Annotated in this window: 10 protein-coding genes and 1 pseudogene; 3 read left to right on the top strand and 8 right to left on the bottom strand. The window is 56.2% G+C overall.

Annotated elements, in window-relative coordinates:
• Positions 1 to 6: 6 nt before the first annotated feature.
• The 8 genes and pseudogenes from AC0V6O_RS04205 to AC0V6O_RS04170 all read right to left on the bottom strand — a co-directional run bounded on the left by AC0V6O_RS04205 (position 7) and on the right by AC0V6O_RS04170 (position 13,275).
• A complete protein-coding gene (locus AC0V6O_RS04205) occupies positions 7 to 1,143 on the bottom strand; it encodes an acyl-CoA dehydrogenase family protein (protein WP_486141807.1) in 1,137 nt (378 codons plus the stop codon).
• A gap of 27 nt (positions 1,144 to 1,170) precedes the next feature.
• Positions 1,171 to 2,367: an acyl-CoA dehydrogenase family protein gene (locus AC0V6O_RS04200; protein WP_486141805.1), complete on the bottom strand. Its 1,197-nt coding sequence runs from the start codon at positions 2,365 to 2,367 to the stop codon at positions 1,171 to 1,173.
• Between the two features lie 155 nt (positions 2,368 to 2,522).
• Positions 2,523 to 4,106: a sodium:solute symporter family transporter gene (locus AC0V6O_RS04195; protein ID WP_486141803.1), complete on the bottom strand. Its 1,584-nt coding sequence runs from the start codon at positions 4,104 to 4,106 to the stop codon at positions 2,523 to 2,525.
• A 192-nt stretch (positions 4,107 to 4,298) separates the two neighbouring features.
• On the bottom strand, positions 4,299 to 7,511 hold the full coding sequence (locus AC0V6O_RS04190; RefSeq protein ID WP_486141801.1) for a TonB-dependent receptor: 3,213 nt from the start codon (positions 7,509 to 7,511) through the stop codon (positions 4,299 to 4,301).
• Between the two features lie 137 nt (positions 7,512 to 7,648).
• Positions 7,649 to 9,108: pseudogene (locus AC0V6O_RS04185) on the bottom strand (tryptophan halogenase family protein).
• Positions 9,109 to 9,161: 53 nt separating this feature from the next.
• The gene (locus tag AC0V6O_RS04180; protein ID WP_486141799.1) at positions 9,162 to 10,694 is read right to left on the bottom strand and encodes a tryptophan halogenase family protein; all 1,533 of its coding nucleotides are present in this window, start codon (positions 10,692 to 10,694) and stop codon (positions 9,162 to 9,164) included.
• Positions 10,691 to 11,737: a tryptophan 7-halogenase gene (locus AC0V6O_RS04175; protein ID WP_486141797.1), complete on the bottom strand. Its 1,047-nt coding sequence runs from the start codon at positions 11,735 to 11,737 to the stop codon at positions 10,691 to 10,693. The genes AC0V6O_RS04180 and AC0V6O_RS04175 overlap by 4 nt, the downstream gene beginning before the upstream one ends.
• Positions 11,734 to 13,275: a tryptophan halogenase family protein gene (locus AC0V6O_RS04170; RefSeq protein WP_486141795.1), complete on the bottom strand. Its 1,542-nt coding sequence runs from the start codon at positions 13,273 to 13,275 to the stop codon at positions 11,734 to 11,736. The genes AC0V6O_RS04175 and AC0V6O_RS04170 overlap by 4 nt, the downstream gene beginning before the upstream one ends.
• Positions 13,276 to 13,441: 166 nt before the next feature.
• On the opposite strand from AC0V6O_RS04170, the gene AC0V6O_RS04165 reads away from it, so the two are divergent.
• From AC0V6O_RS04165 to AC0V6O_RS04155, 3 genes are read left to right on the top strand one after another with little or no spacing between them, the layout of a single operon-like run.
• Positions 13,442 to 14,641: a Gfo/Idh/MocA family protein gene (locus AC0V6O_RS04165; RefSeq protein WP_486141793.1), complete on the top strand. Its 1,200-nt coding sequence runs from the start codon at positions 13,442 to 13,444 to the stop codon at positions 14,639 to 14,641.
• Positions 14,638 to 15,714: a sugar phosphate isomerase/epimerase family protein gene (locus AC0V6O_RS04160; RefSeq protein WP_486141791.1), complete on the top strand. Its 1,077-nt coding sequence runs from the start codon at positions 14,638 to 14,640 to the stop codon at positions 15,712 to 15,714. The genes AC0V6O_RS04165 and AC0V6O_RS04160 overlap by 4 nt, the downstream gene beginning before the upstream one ends.
• Positions 15,714 to 17,051: an MFS transporter gene (locus AC0V6O_RS04155; protein WP_486141789.1), complete on the top strand. Its 1,338-nt coding sequence runs from the start codon at positions 15,714 to 15,716 to the stop codon at positions 17,049 to 17,051. The genes AC0V6O_RS04160 and AC0V6O_RS04155 overlap by 1 nt, the downstream gene beginning before the upstream one ends.

Below are 17,051 nucleotides of genomic sequence, written 5' to 3'. Positions count from 1 at the left end.
CTTTGTTTAAGCGTTGGCGAGCGCAACGTGCCGTTTCATGTGATGATCGACATTGCCAAACTCATTGTCGAAGATCGTCAGGCGTTTGAAATAGTGCCCGATCGCATATTCGTCGGTCATGCCGTTGCCGCCGTGGATCTGTATCGCTTCCTGGCCGATATGATGCGCCGCTTGGCCAATCCGCACCTTGGCGGCTGAAACGGCGAGCTTGCGCTCCCTCTCATCCGCATCAAGCTTCAGCGTCGCCAGATAAGTCATCGAAACCGCCTGTTCATATTCGGTGAACATATCGACCATGCGGTGTTGCAGAACTTGGAACGAGCCGATTGGCACGCCAAACTGCTTACGCTGACGCGAATATTCCACCGTCATGGCATGCGCGACTTTCATTGCGCCGCAAGCCTCAGCGCATTGCGCAGCGATCGCCTCGTCGGTGACAAGTTCGATCAGCGGCAGGCCATTTCCCTCTTCGCCGATTAAAGCCTCGACCGGGATGCTGGCGTTTTCAAAGAACACCTCTGATGCGCGGCGGCCATCAACCGTTGCATAATCGCGCGTGACCACGCCATCGGCGTTCTTCTCGATTACAAATACGGAGACACCCTCACGGTCGGTCCGCTCGCCTGATGTGCGCGCAGTGACAACCAGATGCGTCGCCCAAGGCGCGCCGATCACGACCGCCTTATGCCCGTTAAGGACATAACCAGAGCCGTCCTTCTTCGCCGTCGTCTCCAGGTTCGCATAATCATAGCGCCCGCGCGGCTCTGCATATGCAAAGGCAAAGATGCGGCTGCCATCGACGATCCCGCCAATGTGCTCTTCCTTTTGCGCATCCGTGCCAGCCTGCTTCAGGAATCCGCCAGCGCAAACCACGGTTGGAACAAACGGTTCCACGACCAGGCCTTTGCCGAATTCTTCCATCACGATCATGGCATCAACCGCACCGCCGCCAAAGCCGCCATCAGCCTCAGCAAATGGCATTCCGAGCAAGCCCAGCTCAGCCAGCTGCGCCCAGATCTCTGGCTGCCAGCCGCTGTCGCTGGTGATCGCTTTCTGCCGCGTTTCCCAATCGTAATTCTCGCGCACCAGCCGGGTCAGGCTGTCGCGCACCATGTCTTGTTCTTCAGTGAAGTTGAAATCCACGTAATGTCTCCCGCGTGTCCTGAGGCCTTAAAGGCCCAGGATCATCTTGGTGATAATGTTGCGCTGGATCTCGTTCGATCCCCCGTAGATCGAGGTTTTGCGCATATTGAAATAGCTCGCAGCGGAATGTTCCGCATAGGCCGGGCCCACCGGATATTCGTTCGATCCTGCATCGGAAACGCTCGGATAGAACGGGGTGCCATAATGGCCGACTGCCTCCAAAGTGAGTTCGGTCAAGCGCTGCTGAATTTCCGTACCCTTGATCTTTAGGATCGAGCTTTCTGGACCGGGGCCCTTGCCCGCCTGTTCACCGGCCAGCGTGCGCAACTCGGTGATTTCCAGTGCGGAAAGGTCAATCTCAAGCTGGCTGACTTTACGCGCGAAATCAAAATCACTCATCAGCGGCGCGCCGTCCATCTGCTCTGACTTGGCGATATCGCGCAGCTGCTCAATACCGCGTTTGGAGCGGGCAACACCAGCAATTCCGCTGCGCTCATGCGCGAGCAGGAATTTGGCATAGGTCCAGCCCATGTTTTCTTGCCCAACGAGGTTTTCGACCGGCACTCGAACATCGGTTAGCCAGGTCTCATTGACCTCATATCCGCCGTCGATCAGCTTGATCGGACGCACTTCAATGCCCGGCGATTTCATATCAACCAGAATGAAGCTGATGCCTTGCTGCGGCTTTGCCGCATCCGGATCGGTGCGGCACAGGAAGAATCCCCAATCGGCGTGTTGAGCCAGGGTCGTCCAGGTTTTCTGCCCATTAATCACATAGTGATTGCCATCGCGCACTGCGGTGGTCTTCAGCGAGGCGAGGTCCGAACCAGCACCTGGCTCTGAGTAGCCCTGGCACCACCACACATCGCCGCTGCGAATGCCGGGCAGATGCTGAGCCTTCTGCTCTTCATTGCCGAAGGAATAGATCACGGGACCAACCATGGATACGCCAAACGGCAAAGGCATAACCGCGTTTACCCGCGCGTTTTCTTCCGACCAGATATAGCGCTGCGTCGGGGACCATCCGGTCCCGCCATATTCCGTAGGCCAAGCCGGCACGGACCAGCCCTTTTCTCCGAGGATTTTGTGCCAAGCGACCATGTCCTCTGGATCGAGATCGTCTCGCTGTGACAGGCCTTCTAACTGCTTGGGATAATTCTCTTCGATGAAGGCACGCACTTCGTCGCGAAATGCCAGCTCTTCGGGGCTAAACTCCAGATTCATGCTCTCTCACTCCTGATCGGTCCCACGCAAGTGACAGTGGCATCACTGCGAAGGACTGAAAAGGGGTGACGTTGCGGCAAGTGGGCGATTTATTTTTGCCCTATGGTGAGTGGCTGCCGTCGCAATCTCGAATGCGAGCTATCTGACCTCCACGCTTACCAGAGGTATGCGTAGAGACCGATGAGGATAGCGATGGTGATGGTTGCCAGCGTGTTGAACAGCGCGCTGGTGGCGAAGGCGATGTCGCCCAGCTTCACAGTCTGCTCTTCATCAGGCGCCGCCGTCATGCGTGAGACGACAGCTGCTGCAACCAGGCCAACCAGGAACACGATCCAGATCCGCACCACAAATGGCAGATCGGGCAGCGCCGCGTTGACGATAATGTTGAGCGCAACCGATCCGATCAGCGCGGTAAAGGCGCCGGCTGCATTGGCACGCTTGTCAAAGAAGCCAAGCAGGAACACGATCACAATGCCCGGCGCGATATAGCCAGTGTATTCCTGAACCGTTTGGAACGCGCTTTCAAACCCGCCCAGGAACGGCTGAGCCAGAACCAGTGCCAGCGCCATAGCGGTAAAGGCAGCCACACGGCCGACAGTCACATAATGCCGCTCGCTCTCTTCCGGTTTGACGCTGCGATAGAGGTCCATTGTGAAGATCGTTGAGATCGAGTTCATCATCGAAGCCAGCGAGCTGACCACCGCCGCGATTAATGCCGCAAACACAAGACCGCGCAGGCCAGCAGGGGCAAAGCCCATCAGCTCGCCATAGGTGCGGTCTGAACGCTCTGCCAGAGCCGTGCCATCAAGCGCGCCTTGCTGAGCCAGAATAACCGCAGCAATCCCAGGGATCACAACGATAAACGGCACCACCAGTTTTAGGAACGCAGCAAAGGCCAAACCCTTTTGCGCCTCGCCCAGGTTTTCTGCGCCAAGCGCGCGCTGGATGATGTATTGGTTGAACCCCCAATAGCTGAAGTGCAGCACCCACAGCCCGCCCAGCAGCGTCCAGATACCCGGCAGATTGCTATAGGCAGGATGCTCAGGCTCCAGGATCATCTCAAAGTGGCCCGGCATCTCACCCATCAGATAACCCAGCCCGCCCAGCGCGCCATCCGCAGGCAGAGCGTCCAATGCAAACCATGTGATCGCAAAGCCGCCCAGGATCAGGATGACCACCTGGATGATGTCCGTCAGCGCCACGGCTTTAAGCCCGCCATAAAGCGAGTACAGCGCCGCAAAGGCCGCCAGTGCCGCCATGGAGGCAAGCACGCTCCACCCCGTCAGGCTTTCCACCGCAAGGCCGCCCAACCACAGCACCGTTGTAAGGTTCACCGCAGTGTACAGCGCGACCCAGAACACGCTCATCAGCGTCTTCACGCCGCCGCCATAGCGCTGCTCGAGGAATTGCGGCATCGTATAAATGCGCCGCTTCAAAAAGATCGGTAGGAAGTATTTTGCAACGATGATCAGGACCAGCGCCGCCTGCCATTCATAGGCCGCAATCGCCATGCCCACGGCAAAGCCCTGACCCGACTGGCCAATAATCTGTTCAGCTGAGATGTTCGATGCAATCAGCGAGGCACCGATTGCCCACCACGGCAAAGCCCGCCCGGCCAAAAAGTAATCCTCGGTGTTCTTATCCCGCCCCTTAGGCTCCCGGCTCACCGCCAAGGCTATCCCAAGCAACGCAACTGCATAACCAACAATGATCACCACATCGATCGTCTCAAGCGTCACAAAATTCTCTCCCTATTGATCCGTGTCGGGTTACACATATTATGACTGCTTCGTAACCTGCCCACTCTGCTCGGCTTAACCGGACGCACCTAACTATTCATCCTAGTCAGAAGCAAGGCACCCGGGTGGCCCGAAAGCCACCCGGGTGGGAGAAAGAGGCGATATTGTATCGACCTCAAACCGTTACGCCAATCAGATTGTAGCTCGAAGCACAAAACTGAACCGACGATCATTGCGGAAAGCATTGCGCGGTGCCCGCAAACCAGCCTCGTTGATCGACTGTGTTGTCTCAGTCACATCATCGAGCAGGTTTACGCCTTGAATGCCTACTTTCAACACGTCGTTGACATCGACAAAGATCGATGCGTCGAGCTGTCCCGTCGCAGGTTGATAAATTGAAGCAAACGGGAAGATAACGTCGCGCGGAGTCAATTGGAAAGAACTGCGCCAGTTATAAGCGAGCCGTGCTTGAACTGGGCCCTTCTCATATAGACCGATGACGTTGACGTTATGCCTCGAAACACGGGGAAAGACCCCTCTATCAACTTCGAAACGCGCCACCGGAATGTCATCTTCTGCCGGGATGTTGTTATCAATGGACGGTTCTACACCATCCGCGTCGATAAAGGTGTAATTGAGCTGCAAACCAAGGCCACTAAGCACACCAGGTAAGAAGTCATAAAATTGCTGATATGAAACCTCAAAGCCCTTAAGAGATGCACTTTCATTCGCGTTCACTTGGGTGTTGCGCGGCAGATTAAGTCCACCAGCAGGCAAGATAGTCGGTTCGAAATTGATGAAATCGTCGATCTGCTTATAGAAGCCTGTCAGCGTAATTGAGCCGGCATTATCAAAGTACCATTCGTAGGTCAGATCAAAATTCCACGCCAATTGCGGAAGCAGATTTGCACTGCCGGTCGGGGAACCACCAATGCCCTCGGCCTGAAAGCCATTGAAGACATTGATGAACCCGCCTGCACCATCGGAAATAGTATCCTCAGGCGCCAGACCTACACGAACACGTTGAAAGACCTCGTCATTACCTGGACGCGATAAGGTGCGGGAGAATGCGAAGCGAGCGATATGCCCGTTCGTCAGATCCAAGCGGGCGTTGAAACTCGGCAAGAGGTAATCATAGTCAGTCTCAATCTCCACCTCTTCCAACGAACCATCGCCAAAGAACGCGCGAAGCGCATCCAAATCCTCGCCACAGAAACCAGGCTCGACAAAATCAGGTTCGGCTCTTTCTGGTGCAGCCGGATCACAAAGATTGACCTGGTTAAACAAAGAATCGAATGACGGAATGCGCTCAACCGTATCGACGGTGCGACTTGTGTTCACGTAACGCAAGCCGATGTTGCCGGTCAGCTCAGTGCCAGCACCAAAAATATCGTCAATGCCATAATCGAAGCGGACATATGCAGAGAAGGTTTCCCTATCAACATTGCCAACTTCACTGGGGAAAAAGACAGTACCGGGAATTATGCTTTCATCTGCTCCGATACGGTTACCCAAGGTGGCATAAGGCCCACCAAACGGCCCGTTACCCGTGGCCCCACCTGAGGCTGCCCGGATGCCTTCGATAGCAGCGACCCAAGCGTCGTAATTCTCTACGCTCGGCCCGATATAGAACGGAGCACCGCCTGCTAGGCCCGTGTCCGATTCAGGTCCACGATCAAAATCCAGAAATCTGTTAATACCAAACAGACCATTGACTGCTTGCTCAACCGCCGGATTGGAGTTTCCACCCAGTAGAACGAGCGATTCAATCGCATTGAAGTCGCCACCGGAATTGCCCTGAACATCCCGACCGGTCCAAACTTCTGAAATGTTACCCCAATTGAAGTCTGACTGCCGCAGAAGGCTTTCCTGCCTGTTGTAGCGGCCGCCAGCACGAACAGACCTCAGCCAGCCATCGCCAGAGAAGTCATATTCGACGTCGCCACGAAACGCCAACGAATCAGCCTCGTTATCTTGCTGATGGTCCATCGCCGAGCGCAGGAAGAAGTTACTCAAATCTTGGTAAAAATTCGCATCAGCACCGTCTGGCACCACATGGCGGACATCAGCAGTACCGCCCGTCAAATCGATAAATATCGGGGCAAAGGTCGCGCCATGCACGGTCAGATCGATCACTTCCGCAGTCGACTCAACATATTGTGCATCAAAATTGAAGCGCAGGTTGTCAGTTGCAGCAAACTTTAGATTAAAGCCATAATCACTCGTAATGTCTCTTTCGGAACGCTGACGATTCAAAAAGAGCTGCTCACCACCTACTGGCGACACCAAAGCTGCCGTCGCAGCAGGTCCGCGCCACTGGCTATTATCAGAAATAGTGCCGCTTTGAAAAACGCCGTTATCATCGAATGTGAAATCTGATGGATCAAAACTACTGGCCGGACCGGAACCATCAGCCGCTGTTTCTGAAACATTCTCACCCCACACCAGGTCGGAATCTGAACGGAGGAATTGTGCTGTTGCCAGCCAACGCCCATCATTACTTTCATATTGCAACGCACCCGCCAAGGTTAAGCGCTCGCGATCAAACTCTTGACTGCGAATGCCGCCACCAGTTGGCACAAGCACCGTAGCGCCTTGAATGCCTGGGTCGACGCCATCGTTAAATACTGCTTCAACAAAGTTTGAAACACTCGTCGCGTCTGCCCGCGACCTAAGACGCGAATAAGCACCATTTACAAGAAAACCGAACCGGCCAGCGTCAGTTTCCCAGCTATTGGAATAGAGGCCGGAAATGGTCGGCGTGAGTTCTTTTGCGAAATCTGTGAAGTTAAACTCGACCGAACCCGAGAGAACCTGGCCATTACTATCAAAGGGAACACGGGTCCGAAGATCAATCGTTCCGGCCAGGCCGCCCTCGACCAAATCAGCCGTCTGGTTCTTAAATACAACCACACTTCCGAGCAGCTCGGGCGAGACATCTTCAAAGCCAAGAACGCCAGCGGAATTAGCGCCAAATACATCCCGGCCATTCAGTTCCGACCGCACAAAGGGAAAGCCACGAATGCTCACCCCAGAGCCCTCAACCGCAAAGTGATCCGGATCATCAGGGCCGGCGAAACGCAGAACACTCACACCTGGAACACGCTGAAGAACCTCCGAAACGGATCGATCTGGTAGTGCGCCGATATCTGATGCGGTCACAACATCTACGACTGTATCTGCATTACGCTTAACATTTTGAGCACTATTAAGCGAAGCGCGGATACCGGTGACGATAATGGCATTGCCATCATCTTCAGCGGGTTCGGTCGCCTCGACACCATCTTGCGGAGCCTCGTCTTGAGCAATCGCCGGCGCAGCCGCCAGCAGCCCCAAGGACGAGACGCTCGTCAAAAGCGTTTTGGACACGGCACCACTTACGGCACGAGTGTGGATCTGTTTCACTAAATTTCCTCCCCTTAGAGCCTCCACTTTACGGAGGTCACCTTAACCTATTCCTTAATTCAATCCCAAATTGACAACCTTGTCAACTGAGATTGTCAAATCTTGTGGAAGGCGTGACCTCCATGACACTCCAAATTTTAAGTCATTGTATTTGAAGAACAATTTTCCTCGATAAACGATCGGTGCGTCGGCATATCGTTGGCCGCGTTATCAATTGTTGCTCGGACCTTGTGCAAGATCGAATCAATCCGCTCCATCGGCAGCTTTGCGATTAACGGATTGCTGGCCTGCGGCTCGACACCTTGACCATACATCACCGCGAGCCAGCTGGCAGTGCCGAAAATATCGTTCGGCTCTTCAAAAATCCGCCCCCCTGCTCGAATTGCGCGATCCGTCGGCGCAGCTCCTCGGGCTGCTCAATCGTTTGGCAATGCCGCCAAAACGGCGTGTCGTCGCGCTGCGTCGCGGTATAATGCAAAACCAGAAAATCGCGCACACGGATGTACTCTTTGAGAGTGCGCGCGTTAAACGCATCGATATCGGGCTGACTAAAGCGCTTGTCCGGGAAATGCGTCAGCAATCGGGCGATACTGGTTTGAACCAGGTGAATGCTAGTGGATTCGAGCGGCTCCATAAACCCAGCCGCCAGCCCAAGCGCGAGCACGTTGCCGCTCCAGAATTGCTTGCGATGCCCTGTGACAAAACGCAGCCGATTGGGCTCGGCCAAAGGTTCGCCATCCAGATTGCTCAGCAGAGTCTTCTCCGCGGCATCATCGTCAAGAAATTCACTACAATAGACATAGCCATTGCCGGTGCGATGTTGCAGCGGGATACGCCATTGCCATCCGGCCTCACGGGCCGTAGCCCTAGTGTAGGGGATGGGGAAGGCATCACGGGTACAGGGGATCGCCACGGCCCGGTCACACGGCAGCCATTTGCGCCAATCCTCATATCCGGTTTCCAGCGTTTGCTCGATCAACAACCCGCGAAACCCGGAACAATCGACGAAGAAATCGCCGCTGATAGATTGGCCAGATTCCAATTCAAGCGAACGCACATGGCCGCTCTCGCTATCTTGCGCGACATTGCTGATCCGTCCCTCGATCCGTTCAACGCCCTTACCCTCTGCAAAACGTCGCAGAAACGCGGCATAAAGGGAGGCATCAAACTGAAATGCGTAATTAATCCCTGCAAAGGCCGATTGCGGACGCTCAGGGGTTGCCCGCATGAACTTCTCGCGCCGGCATGCCTCCACCATCAGCGAATAGGAAAACAGATCGTCTTTGTACCCGGCCAGGTTGCGGTGCAGCCAATATTGGTAAAACGGAATAGCATCGAAATCGCGACCAAAATCGCCAAAAGGGTGGATGTAGCTCTCACCCTTTTTGAACCAATCAACGAACTCAATCCCAAGTTTAAAGGTGGCATTGGTCTCACGAACGAACTCGTTCTCATCAATGCCCAGCATGGTGTTGAACGCAATGATCGGCGGAATGGTGGCCTCGCCTACGCCCACGGTTCCGATTGCTTCGGATTCGATCAACGTCACCTTGGTTGGCGATCCTTCGAGCAGGTGGCCGAGCGCGGCAGCCGTCATCCAGCCAGCGGTCCCGCCGCCAACAATCACAACACGGTCGAGCAAATGAGGGTTCATGCAGGTTCCGTCACAAATGAAATGGGCGCCGCCTTACAGAAGCGGTCAATATAGGCTTGGTGGGTCGGCATGGCCTGGGCCGCCTTGGCATAGCTGGCGCGCATGTTCGTAAGACTGCCCTTCAGGTTCGCCTCTGACAATCCGCTAGCTATTGCGTTGAAGCCCTGCGGGCCCCACCCCTGCCCCTCAGCAACCGCAATCCAGCTGGTCACATCGAACAATTCCGCATCATATTTGAAGAAGCGACCCTGCGATTTGAGCAACTCTAGCTTGCCCGCCAGGCTACCTGGAATATTCATTTCCCGCACATAATTCCAAAACGGCGCGTCATCGCGCTTGGTCGCCTTGTAATGCAGGATCAGAAAGTCACGCACATGGGTGAAATCATCAGTCATCAACCGGTTGTATTCTGCCCTCTCCACTGGAGCATCGGCCCCGCTTGGGAACAGCGTCACAAGTTTCGCAATGCCCATATGGATGAGGTGAATACTGGTCGATTCGAGCGGCTCCAGAAAGCCGGAAGACAGCCCAATCGCCACGCAATTTCCAGCCCAGAATTCTTCGCGGTGGCCAGTGCGGAAGCGTAGATGATTGGGCAAGGAAACCGGCGCGCCATCAAGGCTCGCCAGCAGGGTTTTTTCGGCCTCTTCCGCGCTCAGATACTCATCGCAATAGACATAGCCATTGCCGGTACGATGTTGCAGCGGGATGCGCCATTGCCACCCAGCCTTGCGCGCGGTTGAGCGAGTGTAAGGTACCGGATCGCCTTGCTTCTCGCAGGCCACGGCTACGGCGCGGTTGCAGGGCAGCCAATGGCTCCAATCCTTATGGACAGAGCCCATTGCTCCGTCGATCAGCAGTCCGCGAAAGCCGGTGCAATCGATAAACAAGTCGCCCTCAATCTGGCGATCATGGTCAAGCGACAGCGCCGTGATCAGGCCGCTATCACTGTCTTGCTCAACCTCTTCAATCCGTCCTTCGATCCGGGTTACGCCCAACCCTTCGGCAAATCGGCGCAGGAATGCGGCGTAAAGCCCGGCATCAAAATGATAGGCATAGCCTAGCTGGCCAATTACTGCCCCGTGATCAGGTTCTGGCCGCAGGAATTTGCCCGCATAGGCCGCGTAGGTGTTGAGCGAATAATCAGCCAGACCATGCGCATCGCCCAGGCTTTTTAACCGCGACCAATATTGATGAAATTCAACCCCCTCCAGGTCAAAGCCATATCGGCCGAAGGGATGGAAATAACGCTCTCCCAAACCGCCCCAATCGGCAAATTCGATCCCTAGCTTAAAAGTTGCCTGGGTCTCGCGCACAAAGGTGTGCTCATCAATTCCCAGCTGGGTGTTGAACTTTGTGATCGGCGGAATGGTCGCCTCGCCAACGCCGACCGTCCCGATTGCCTCAGACTCGACCAGAGTTACGGAGACACCAGCGGGCATCACCATTTTTGCCAGAGCTGCTGCCGTCATCCAACCAGCGGTGCCACCGCCAGCGATTACGACGCGCTTAATCGATCTTTCTGTCATGCCGCCTGCACCTGCCGAGTTAGACTGGCGATCTGCCCGCGCAATTGATCCAGCCAATCCAAAAGCTGCGCATCTGTGAGGCGCTCTGCCATCCGATCAGACCGGCGCGGGCGAATACCGCGCGCCCATAGCGCCGCAAGCCATTCTGGCGGCGTGAACACTTCATAATCCTCGGTTGGGATCCGCCCGCATGCTGCAAAAACCTCTGCCTTACGCTGCAATGCAGGGCGTGTGCTCGCCAACGGATCCTCTATGTTCAGCAGTTCGTGCATATCAGCCATCCGCTCTCGCTGCGCTAGGGCCAATCGGGTCCACTCGGCCTGCTCTGGCACGCAATCAGACAAGGGCGCTGCTAAGTTGGCAAATCGCCGCGCCGCACTGCTCAACGCGTGCCATTCAAGCCCGGAGATACCGCTTTGCTGCGCAATATTAAGCTCCTGCCCTTGCCACTTGGGCGCCTGTGCATCTGACGAACACTGGATCACCAAACTTGCGCTCCGCGCTTGTTCACTGCCCGCCTTGATCACGCTCGCACCGCCCGCCTTGGCGAAAGACAACAGTGCATTGCCATAAGCGCTGCGGTCAAATGCAATGCCAAAGTCGACTGGCAACTGCTCCAATTGTGCCAGTGGCGGTTTATGCGCGGCGTTTTGCAGCGCCAGCGACAGGGAAAATTCCGTGAGATCAGCTTGCTGAGACAGGCGGCTGGCGCGGAGCCAATATTGGTGAAACTCAACCCCGCCGCGCGGCACGCCAAAGGCGGAAAACGGCAGCTGCACTGCCGCGCCATCTGCCGTCCGCGTCTCAGCTGCTAAAATCGGAGAGCCTCCACAACGGGCAAACAACTGATCAATTGGCAGGCCCATCTCAGCGTGGAAGCGGTGAACACTGGGCCGGGTCGCAAAGGAGCCGGTAGCCTTATCCTCGGTACCGACTGCCAACTCCAAAGAGCGCCCTGGCCCTAGCCAACGGCTGGCTAGATAGGCGCCAACAACTCCCGCCTGCAACGGCGAGCCGCGAACAAAGATGCGCTCGGTGCTCATGCCGCTGCCCGCATCATATTGTTACGCGCGAGATAGGCCGCGTGGTCTTCCATCGAACCGGCGGCCTCTTCCATATGGCCTTTTAGCCCCGCAAGATGACGCAAAACCTCCGCATCAGCCTGCCCAGAAACACGGACATCAAAACTGCTGGGTAACACACGCTGACCGATCAGCACCGCAACCCAGCTTGGCACCAGAAACAGCCCGTGATCATAGGCGCTGACATGGCCATGTGCAGTGAACAGCTCTAGCCGTTCGGCCAGGCTGTCGGGCACATTCATCGTGCGCATGTGGTTCCAGAAATCGGAATCGTCGCGCTCTGTCGCGTGGTAGTGCAGGATCAGAAAATCACGCACCCGCTCAAACTGCAGGTCCATCCAGCGGTTGTATTCCGCCACTTCCACATCGCAGTCCTGATTCGCCGGAAACAGCTCCAGTAACTTGGTGATGCCTTCTTGGATTAAATAAATGCTGGTCGATTCCAGCGGCTCCAGGAAACCACCGGACAGGCCAATCGCCACGACGTTGCGGCTCCACAATTTGCGCCTCTTGCCTGTTACGAAACGCAGGAAGCGCGGGTCGGCCATCCGCTCCCCCTCCAGCCCGTCCAGCAAGGTGTCGCACGCCGCATCATCGCTTAGGAATTGGCTTGAGTAGACATGGCCATTGCCGGTGCGATGCTGCAGCGGAATGCGCCAGCTCCACCCGACCTCATGCGCCGTGGCCCGAGTGTATGGCAGCAGCGGCCCGTCGCTCTCGCATGGCACAGCAACCGCACGGTCGGCGGGTAACCACTCGCTCCAATCGTCATAACCAGCGTTCAGCGTCTTCTCGATCAGCAGGCCGAAAAAGCCGGTGCAATCGACGAACAAATCACCCTCTACCACGCGCCCATCATCCATGGTCAACGCGCTCACCCGCCCGCTTTCCGGCTCCAGCGTGACATCGACCACCTTGCCTTCCATCCGTGTGACCCCGCGCGCCTCTGCGTGGGTGCGCATGAACGGCGCATATTGCAGCGCGTCGAATTGATAGGCGTAACGATAGGTCGACATGACCGAACGGGGATCTTCGCTAGGCGGTTGAAACTTGCCCAGGCGCGAGGCGATGACAGGAAGTGAATATTCATCGAGCGCGCCAACTCCTGGTTGGCCAGCAAACTTGCGCCAATACTGGTGGAAGGCAACACCAGCATTTGGCAGGCCAAATTCACCGAAAGGGTGGATATAACTATCGCCCTTGCGGCCCCAGTTCACAAACTCAATGCCCAGTTTAAAGGTCGCCGAGGTCGCGGCCATAAACTCCGCTTCGTTGACACCGATCGTGTCATTGAAATTTTTTATATGCGGCAGTGTGGCCTCACCCACGCCGACAACTCCAATCGCCTCTGATTCGATTAATGTGATTTCCAGGCCTGTCTGGCCAAGCATACTGGCAAGACCAGCCGCAGTCATCCAGCCAGCGGTTCCCCCGCCAACCACAACCACGCGGTTTATCGCTCGCTTGCCCTCATTCGCGCCCACAGGCCGTTCCTCCATCCCACCGCCAAGATCGCATTTGCCTGCTCGCTGTCAATCGCAAGCATTGCAACATTCATACCGATCGGCTGAGGACGCCAATACGCACAATCACTTGACGCCTCTGTCAAAACAGTAATACAAATTGACAACGTAAGACAATAGAGGTCTTCGGGGAGAGGTTTTTGTGAGTTCTGCACGTGTGCGGATGGGAATGGCTGGCGGCGGCCAGGGCGCCTTTATTGGTGGCGTCCACCGTATGGCAGCAGCACTTGATGGCCAGATTGATCTGGTCTGCGGTGCATTCAGCCGCGACTTTACCAACAGCCTGGCGACCGGCAAGGCATTGGGACTCTCTGAAAAACGCTGCTATCAAGATGTCTCAACCATGCTCGCCCGCGAAGCGCAGATTGCAGGCGGAAGCACTGGCGAACGCGATCCGATGGGCTTCCTGTCGATTGTCACCCCCAATCACACCCATGCACCGATGGCGAAAGCGGCCGCGGAGGCGGGCTTTCACATTATGTCGGACAAGCCGGCGGGCATAAGCCTGGCTGAGATTGAGGCTTTGGCCGAAACTCTGCAAGCCACTGGCGCGTATTACGGCCTAACGCATACCTATCTTGGCTATCCAATGGTGTGGCAGGCACGGCATTTGGCAACCCAGCCGGAATTTGGCCCGATCCGCAAAGTGCTGGTGAATTACACCCAAGGCTGGCTTGCCAGCGAGACGGAAAGCGCAGGCAGCAAGCAGGCGGAATGGCGGGTCGATCCAGAGAGGTCCGGCCCTGCTGGCGCGCTTGGCGATATTGGCAGCCACGCCCATAGCCTGGCGGAATTTATCGCCAATTCACGGATGGCTCGGCTGTCCGCGCGGCTGCGCAGTCATTATCCGACCCGCCCACTCGATGATGATGGTGAGATCAGTTTCTCGCTGGAAAACGGCGCAACCGGACAACTCATCTCTAGCCAGATTTGCGCGGGCGATGAGAATGATCTGACGATTCGTATTTATGGCGAACATTCGAGCCTGGAATGGCGGCAAATGGAGCCAAACACACTTACACAGCGGCTCGCCAGCGGTCAGAGCGTCATCCACCGCGCCGGTGTCGACAAACCGCTGTGCGCTGAGGCACTTAGCCGGTGCCGCCTGCCCTCTGGTCATCCAGAGGGGTATCTTGAGGCATTTGCTAACCTTTACCGCCATTTCGCGCAGGCATTGCGCGAAGAGGTGGCGCCTTTATCGCTCGGAGTGCCCGGCATTGCAGAGGCTTTGCGCGGCATGGCCTTCCTTGAGGCAGCAGTGGCCAGCAACGCCGCCAATGGCGCCTGGCACGATATCAAAGCGCCCTCGGCGGGCTCCGATTTGAAAGGTCTTCTCACGTGAAGGAACTTCGTGGACCGGCCATTTTCCTCGCCCAGTTTATGGGCGACACCGCGCCGTTCAATTCGCTAGATACAATCGCGAAATGGGTTGCAGACCTGGGTTATAAGGGCGTTCAAATTCCCTCTAACGATCCGCGCTGCATGGATCTCGATCTTGCTGCAGAAAGTCAGGATTACTGCGACGAGCTAGCCGGTCGCTGCGCCGAGCATGGCCTCGCCATCACGGAGCTGTCGACCCACTTACAAGGCCAATTGGTGGCAGTGCATCCGGCCTATGATGAAATGTTCGATGCCTTCGCCCCCGAGGCGCTGCATGGCAAACCAGCCGAGCGTCAGGAATGGGCAGTCGACCAAATGAAGAAATGCGCCGTTGCCTCGCGCAGGCTCGGCCTGAAGGCATGTGCGAGTTTCTCTGGTGCGCTGATGTGGCACCTCGTCTATCCTTGGCCCCAACGTCCGGCTGGATTGGTTGAGGCTGGCTTTGCCGAGCTTGCCAAGCGCTGGCAGCCGATCCTGGACGTTTACGAAGACAATGGCGTTGATGTCGCATTTGAAATTCACCCTGGTGAAGATCTGCACGATGGCGCAACTTTTGAGGCGTTCCTTGAGGCGGTGGACAATCATCCGCGCGCCAACATCCTGTTCGATCCGAGTCATTTCGTGCTGCAACAGCTCGACTATCTCGACTTTATCGACCGCTATCATGACCGAATCAAAGCCTTCCACGTGAAGGATGCGGAGTTCCAGCCAAATGGACGCACCGGCGTCTATGGCGGCTATCAGGGTTGGCAAGATCGCGCGGGCCGGTTCCGTTCGCTTGGTGATGGGCAGGTCGATTTCCGCCAGATCTTCAGCAAGCTGACCCATTACGGGTTTGATGGTTGGGCAGTTCTGGAATGGGAGTGTTGCTATAAACATCCCGAGCAAGGCGCCGCCGAAGGCGCGCCGTTCATTGCGGATCATATCATCCGCCCAACCGAATACGCATTTGACGATTTTGCCGGCGGGGACATTGACCCCGCGATGATTGCAACAACCCTGGGCATAATGCCCATGGGTTCAGGAGAAAATTGATGCAGGCGAGCGAATATCCACGCCAAAAACTATTTTGGATCGGGGTTTTGACCCTGTTTACTGCTGCCCTCCTATTTTCCTTAAGAGTAGGGTTGGCTGGCGACATTCAGGCCGATATCTATGCCGGGCTCAGTAACCCAGGCGAAGCCATTGGTAGCGCCTTGGGAGCGGCTTTCTTTGGTTTTGGCATAACTCTTTTTGTCGCAAGCCCGCTGCTTGATGCGTTGGGTATTGGCAATGTCATTCGTATTGCAGCGACATGCTTCGTCGCAGGCACCGTCTTGGCGATTGGTGCGGCTAGCTTTGTTGGACCAGACACAGCGCGCACCTTGTTTACAGTCGGCTTCCTAATCCAGGGCATTGGCTGGGGCGCGATGGAGGCAGCGGTCAATCCCATGACAACCGCGCTCTATCCCGAGGAAAAGACACACCGGCTCAATGTACTGCACGCATGGTGGCCTGCTGGCTTAATCGCGGGCGGACTCATCGGCTTCGCGGTCAGCGGGCTGGAGATTCCTTGGCGCATGGCGATGTCGGTCGCGTTCCTGCCAGCGCTTTTGGTGTTGATCCTTTCAATCGGTGTCCGTTTCCCACCAACCGAGCGTGCAGCGGACGGCGTATCGTTTAAAGACATGATGCTTGAAATTGTCCGTGCACCGACATTTCTCGTCTGGCTCGGCGCAATGTTGCTTACGACATCGCTCGAACTGGGCCCGGCAAGCTGGATTAACACCGCCTTGTCAGCGAAGGTCGGTTTCAATGCAGTGCTGCTGCTGGTTTACGTCTCTGGGTTGATGTTCGTAATGCGTCACTTCGCTGGCGCGCTAGCAAACAAGCTATCCAATGCTGGCGTCCTGTGGGTGTCCAGCCTTACTGCAATGATTGGCCTGTATGCCATGTCACAGGCATCAAGCCCGGTCCTTATCATTGCCGCAACCACGATCTGGGGCATGGGCGTTGCTCTGCTGTGGCCCACCATGATGGCGACCGTATCAGAACGCTATCCGCGCGGTGGCAGCTGGTTCATCGGTCTGATCGGATCATTCGGCGCGCTCGCGATCTACTTCCTCTTGCCCCAGCTTGGCCGGATGTATGACGCAGCGATGGTTGTAGAGGCCGGCACTGCAGAAGCGCTAGCGGCCTTGCGTGACGCGGGTACGCCAGAGGCAGCCGCACAATTGCAAGCGATCGAAGCTGAGGCCGCACCGCAAGCGTTTGAGTTTGTGGCGATGATGCCCATCCCCCTCCTGCTGATCTTCGGCGTAATTTGGTTTCTTGATCGCAGACGCAAACAATCAGAGGCAAATGCGCCTCAAGTGCAAGTGGAGCAGGCATGA

Source organism: Erythrobacter sp. JB2-19, from assembly GCF_057365005.1.
The sequence above is the reverse complement of the archived record's forward strand: the minus strand, read 5'-3'. Positions and strand labels throughout refer to the sequence as shown.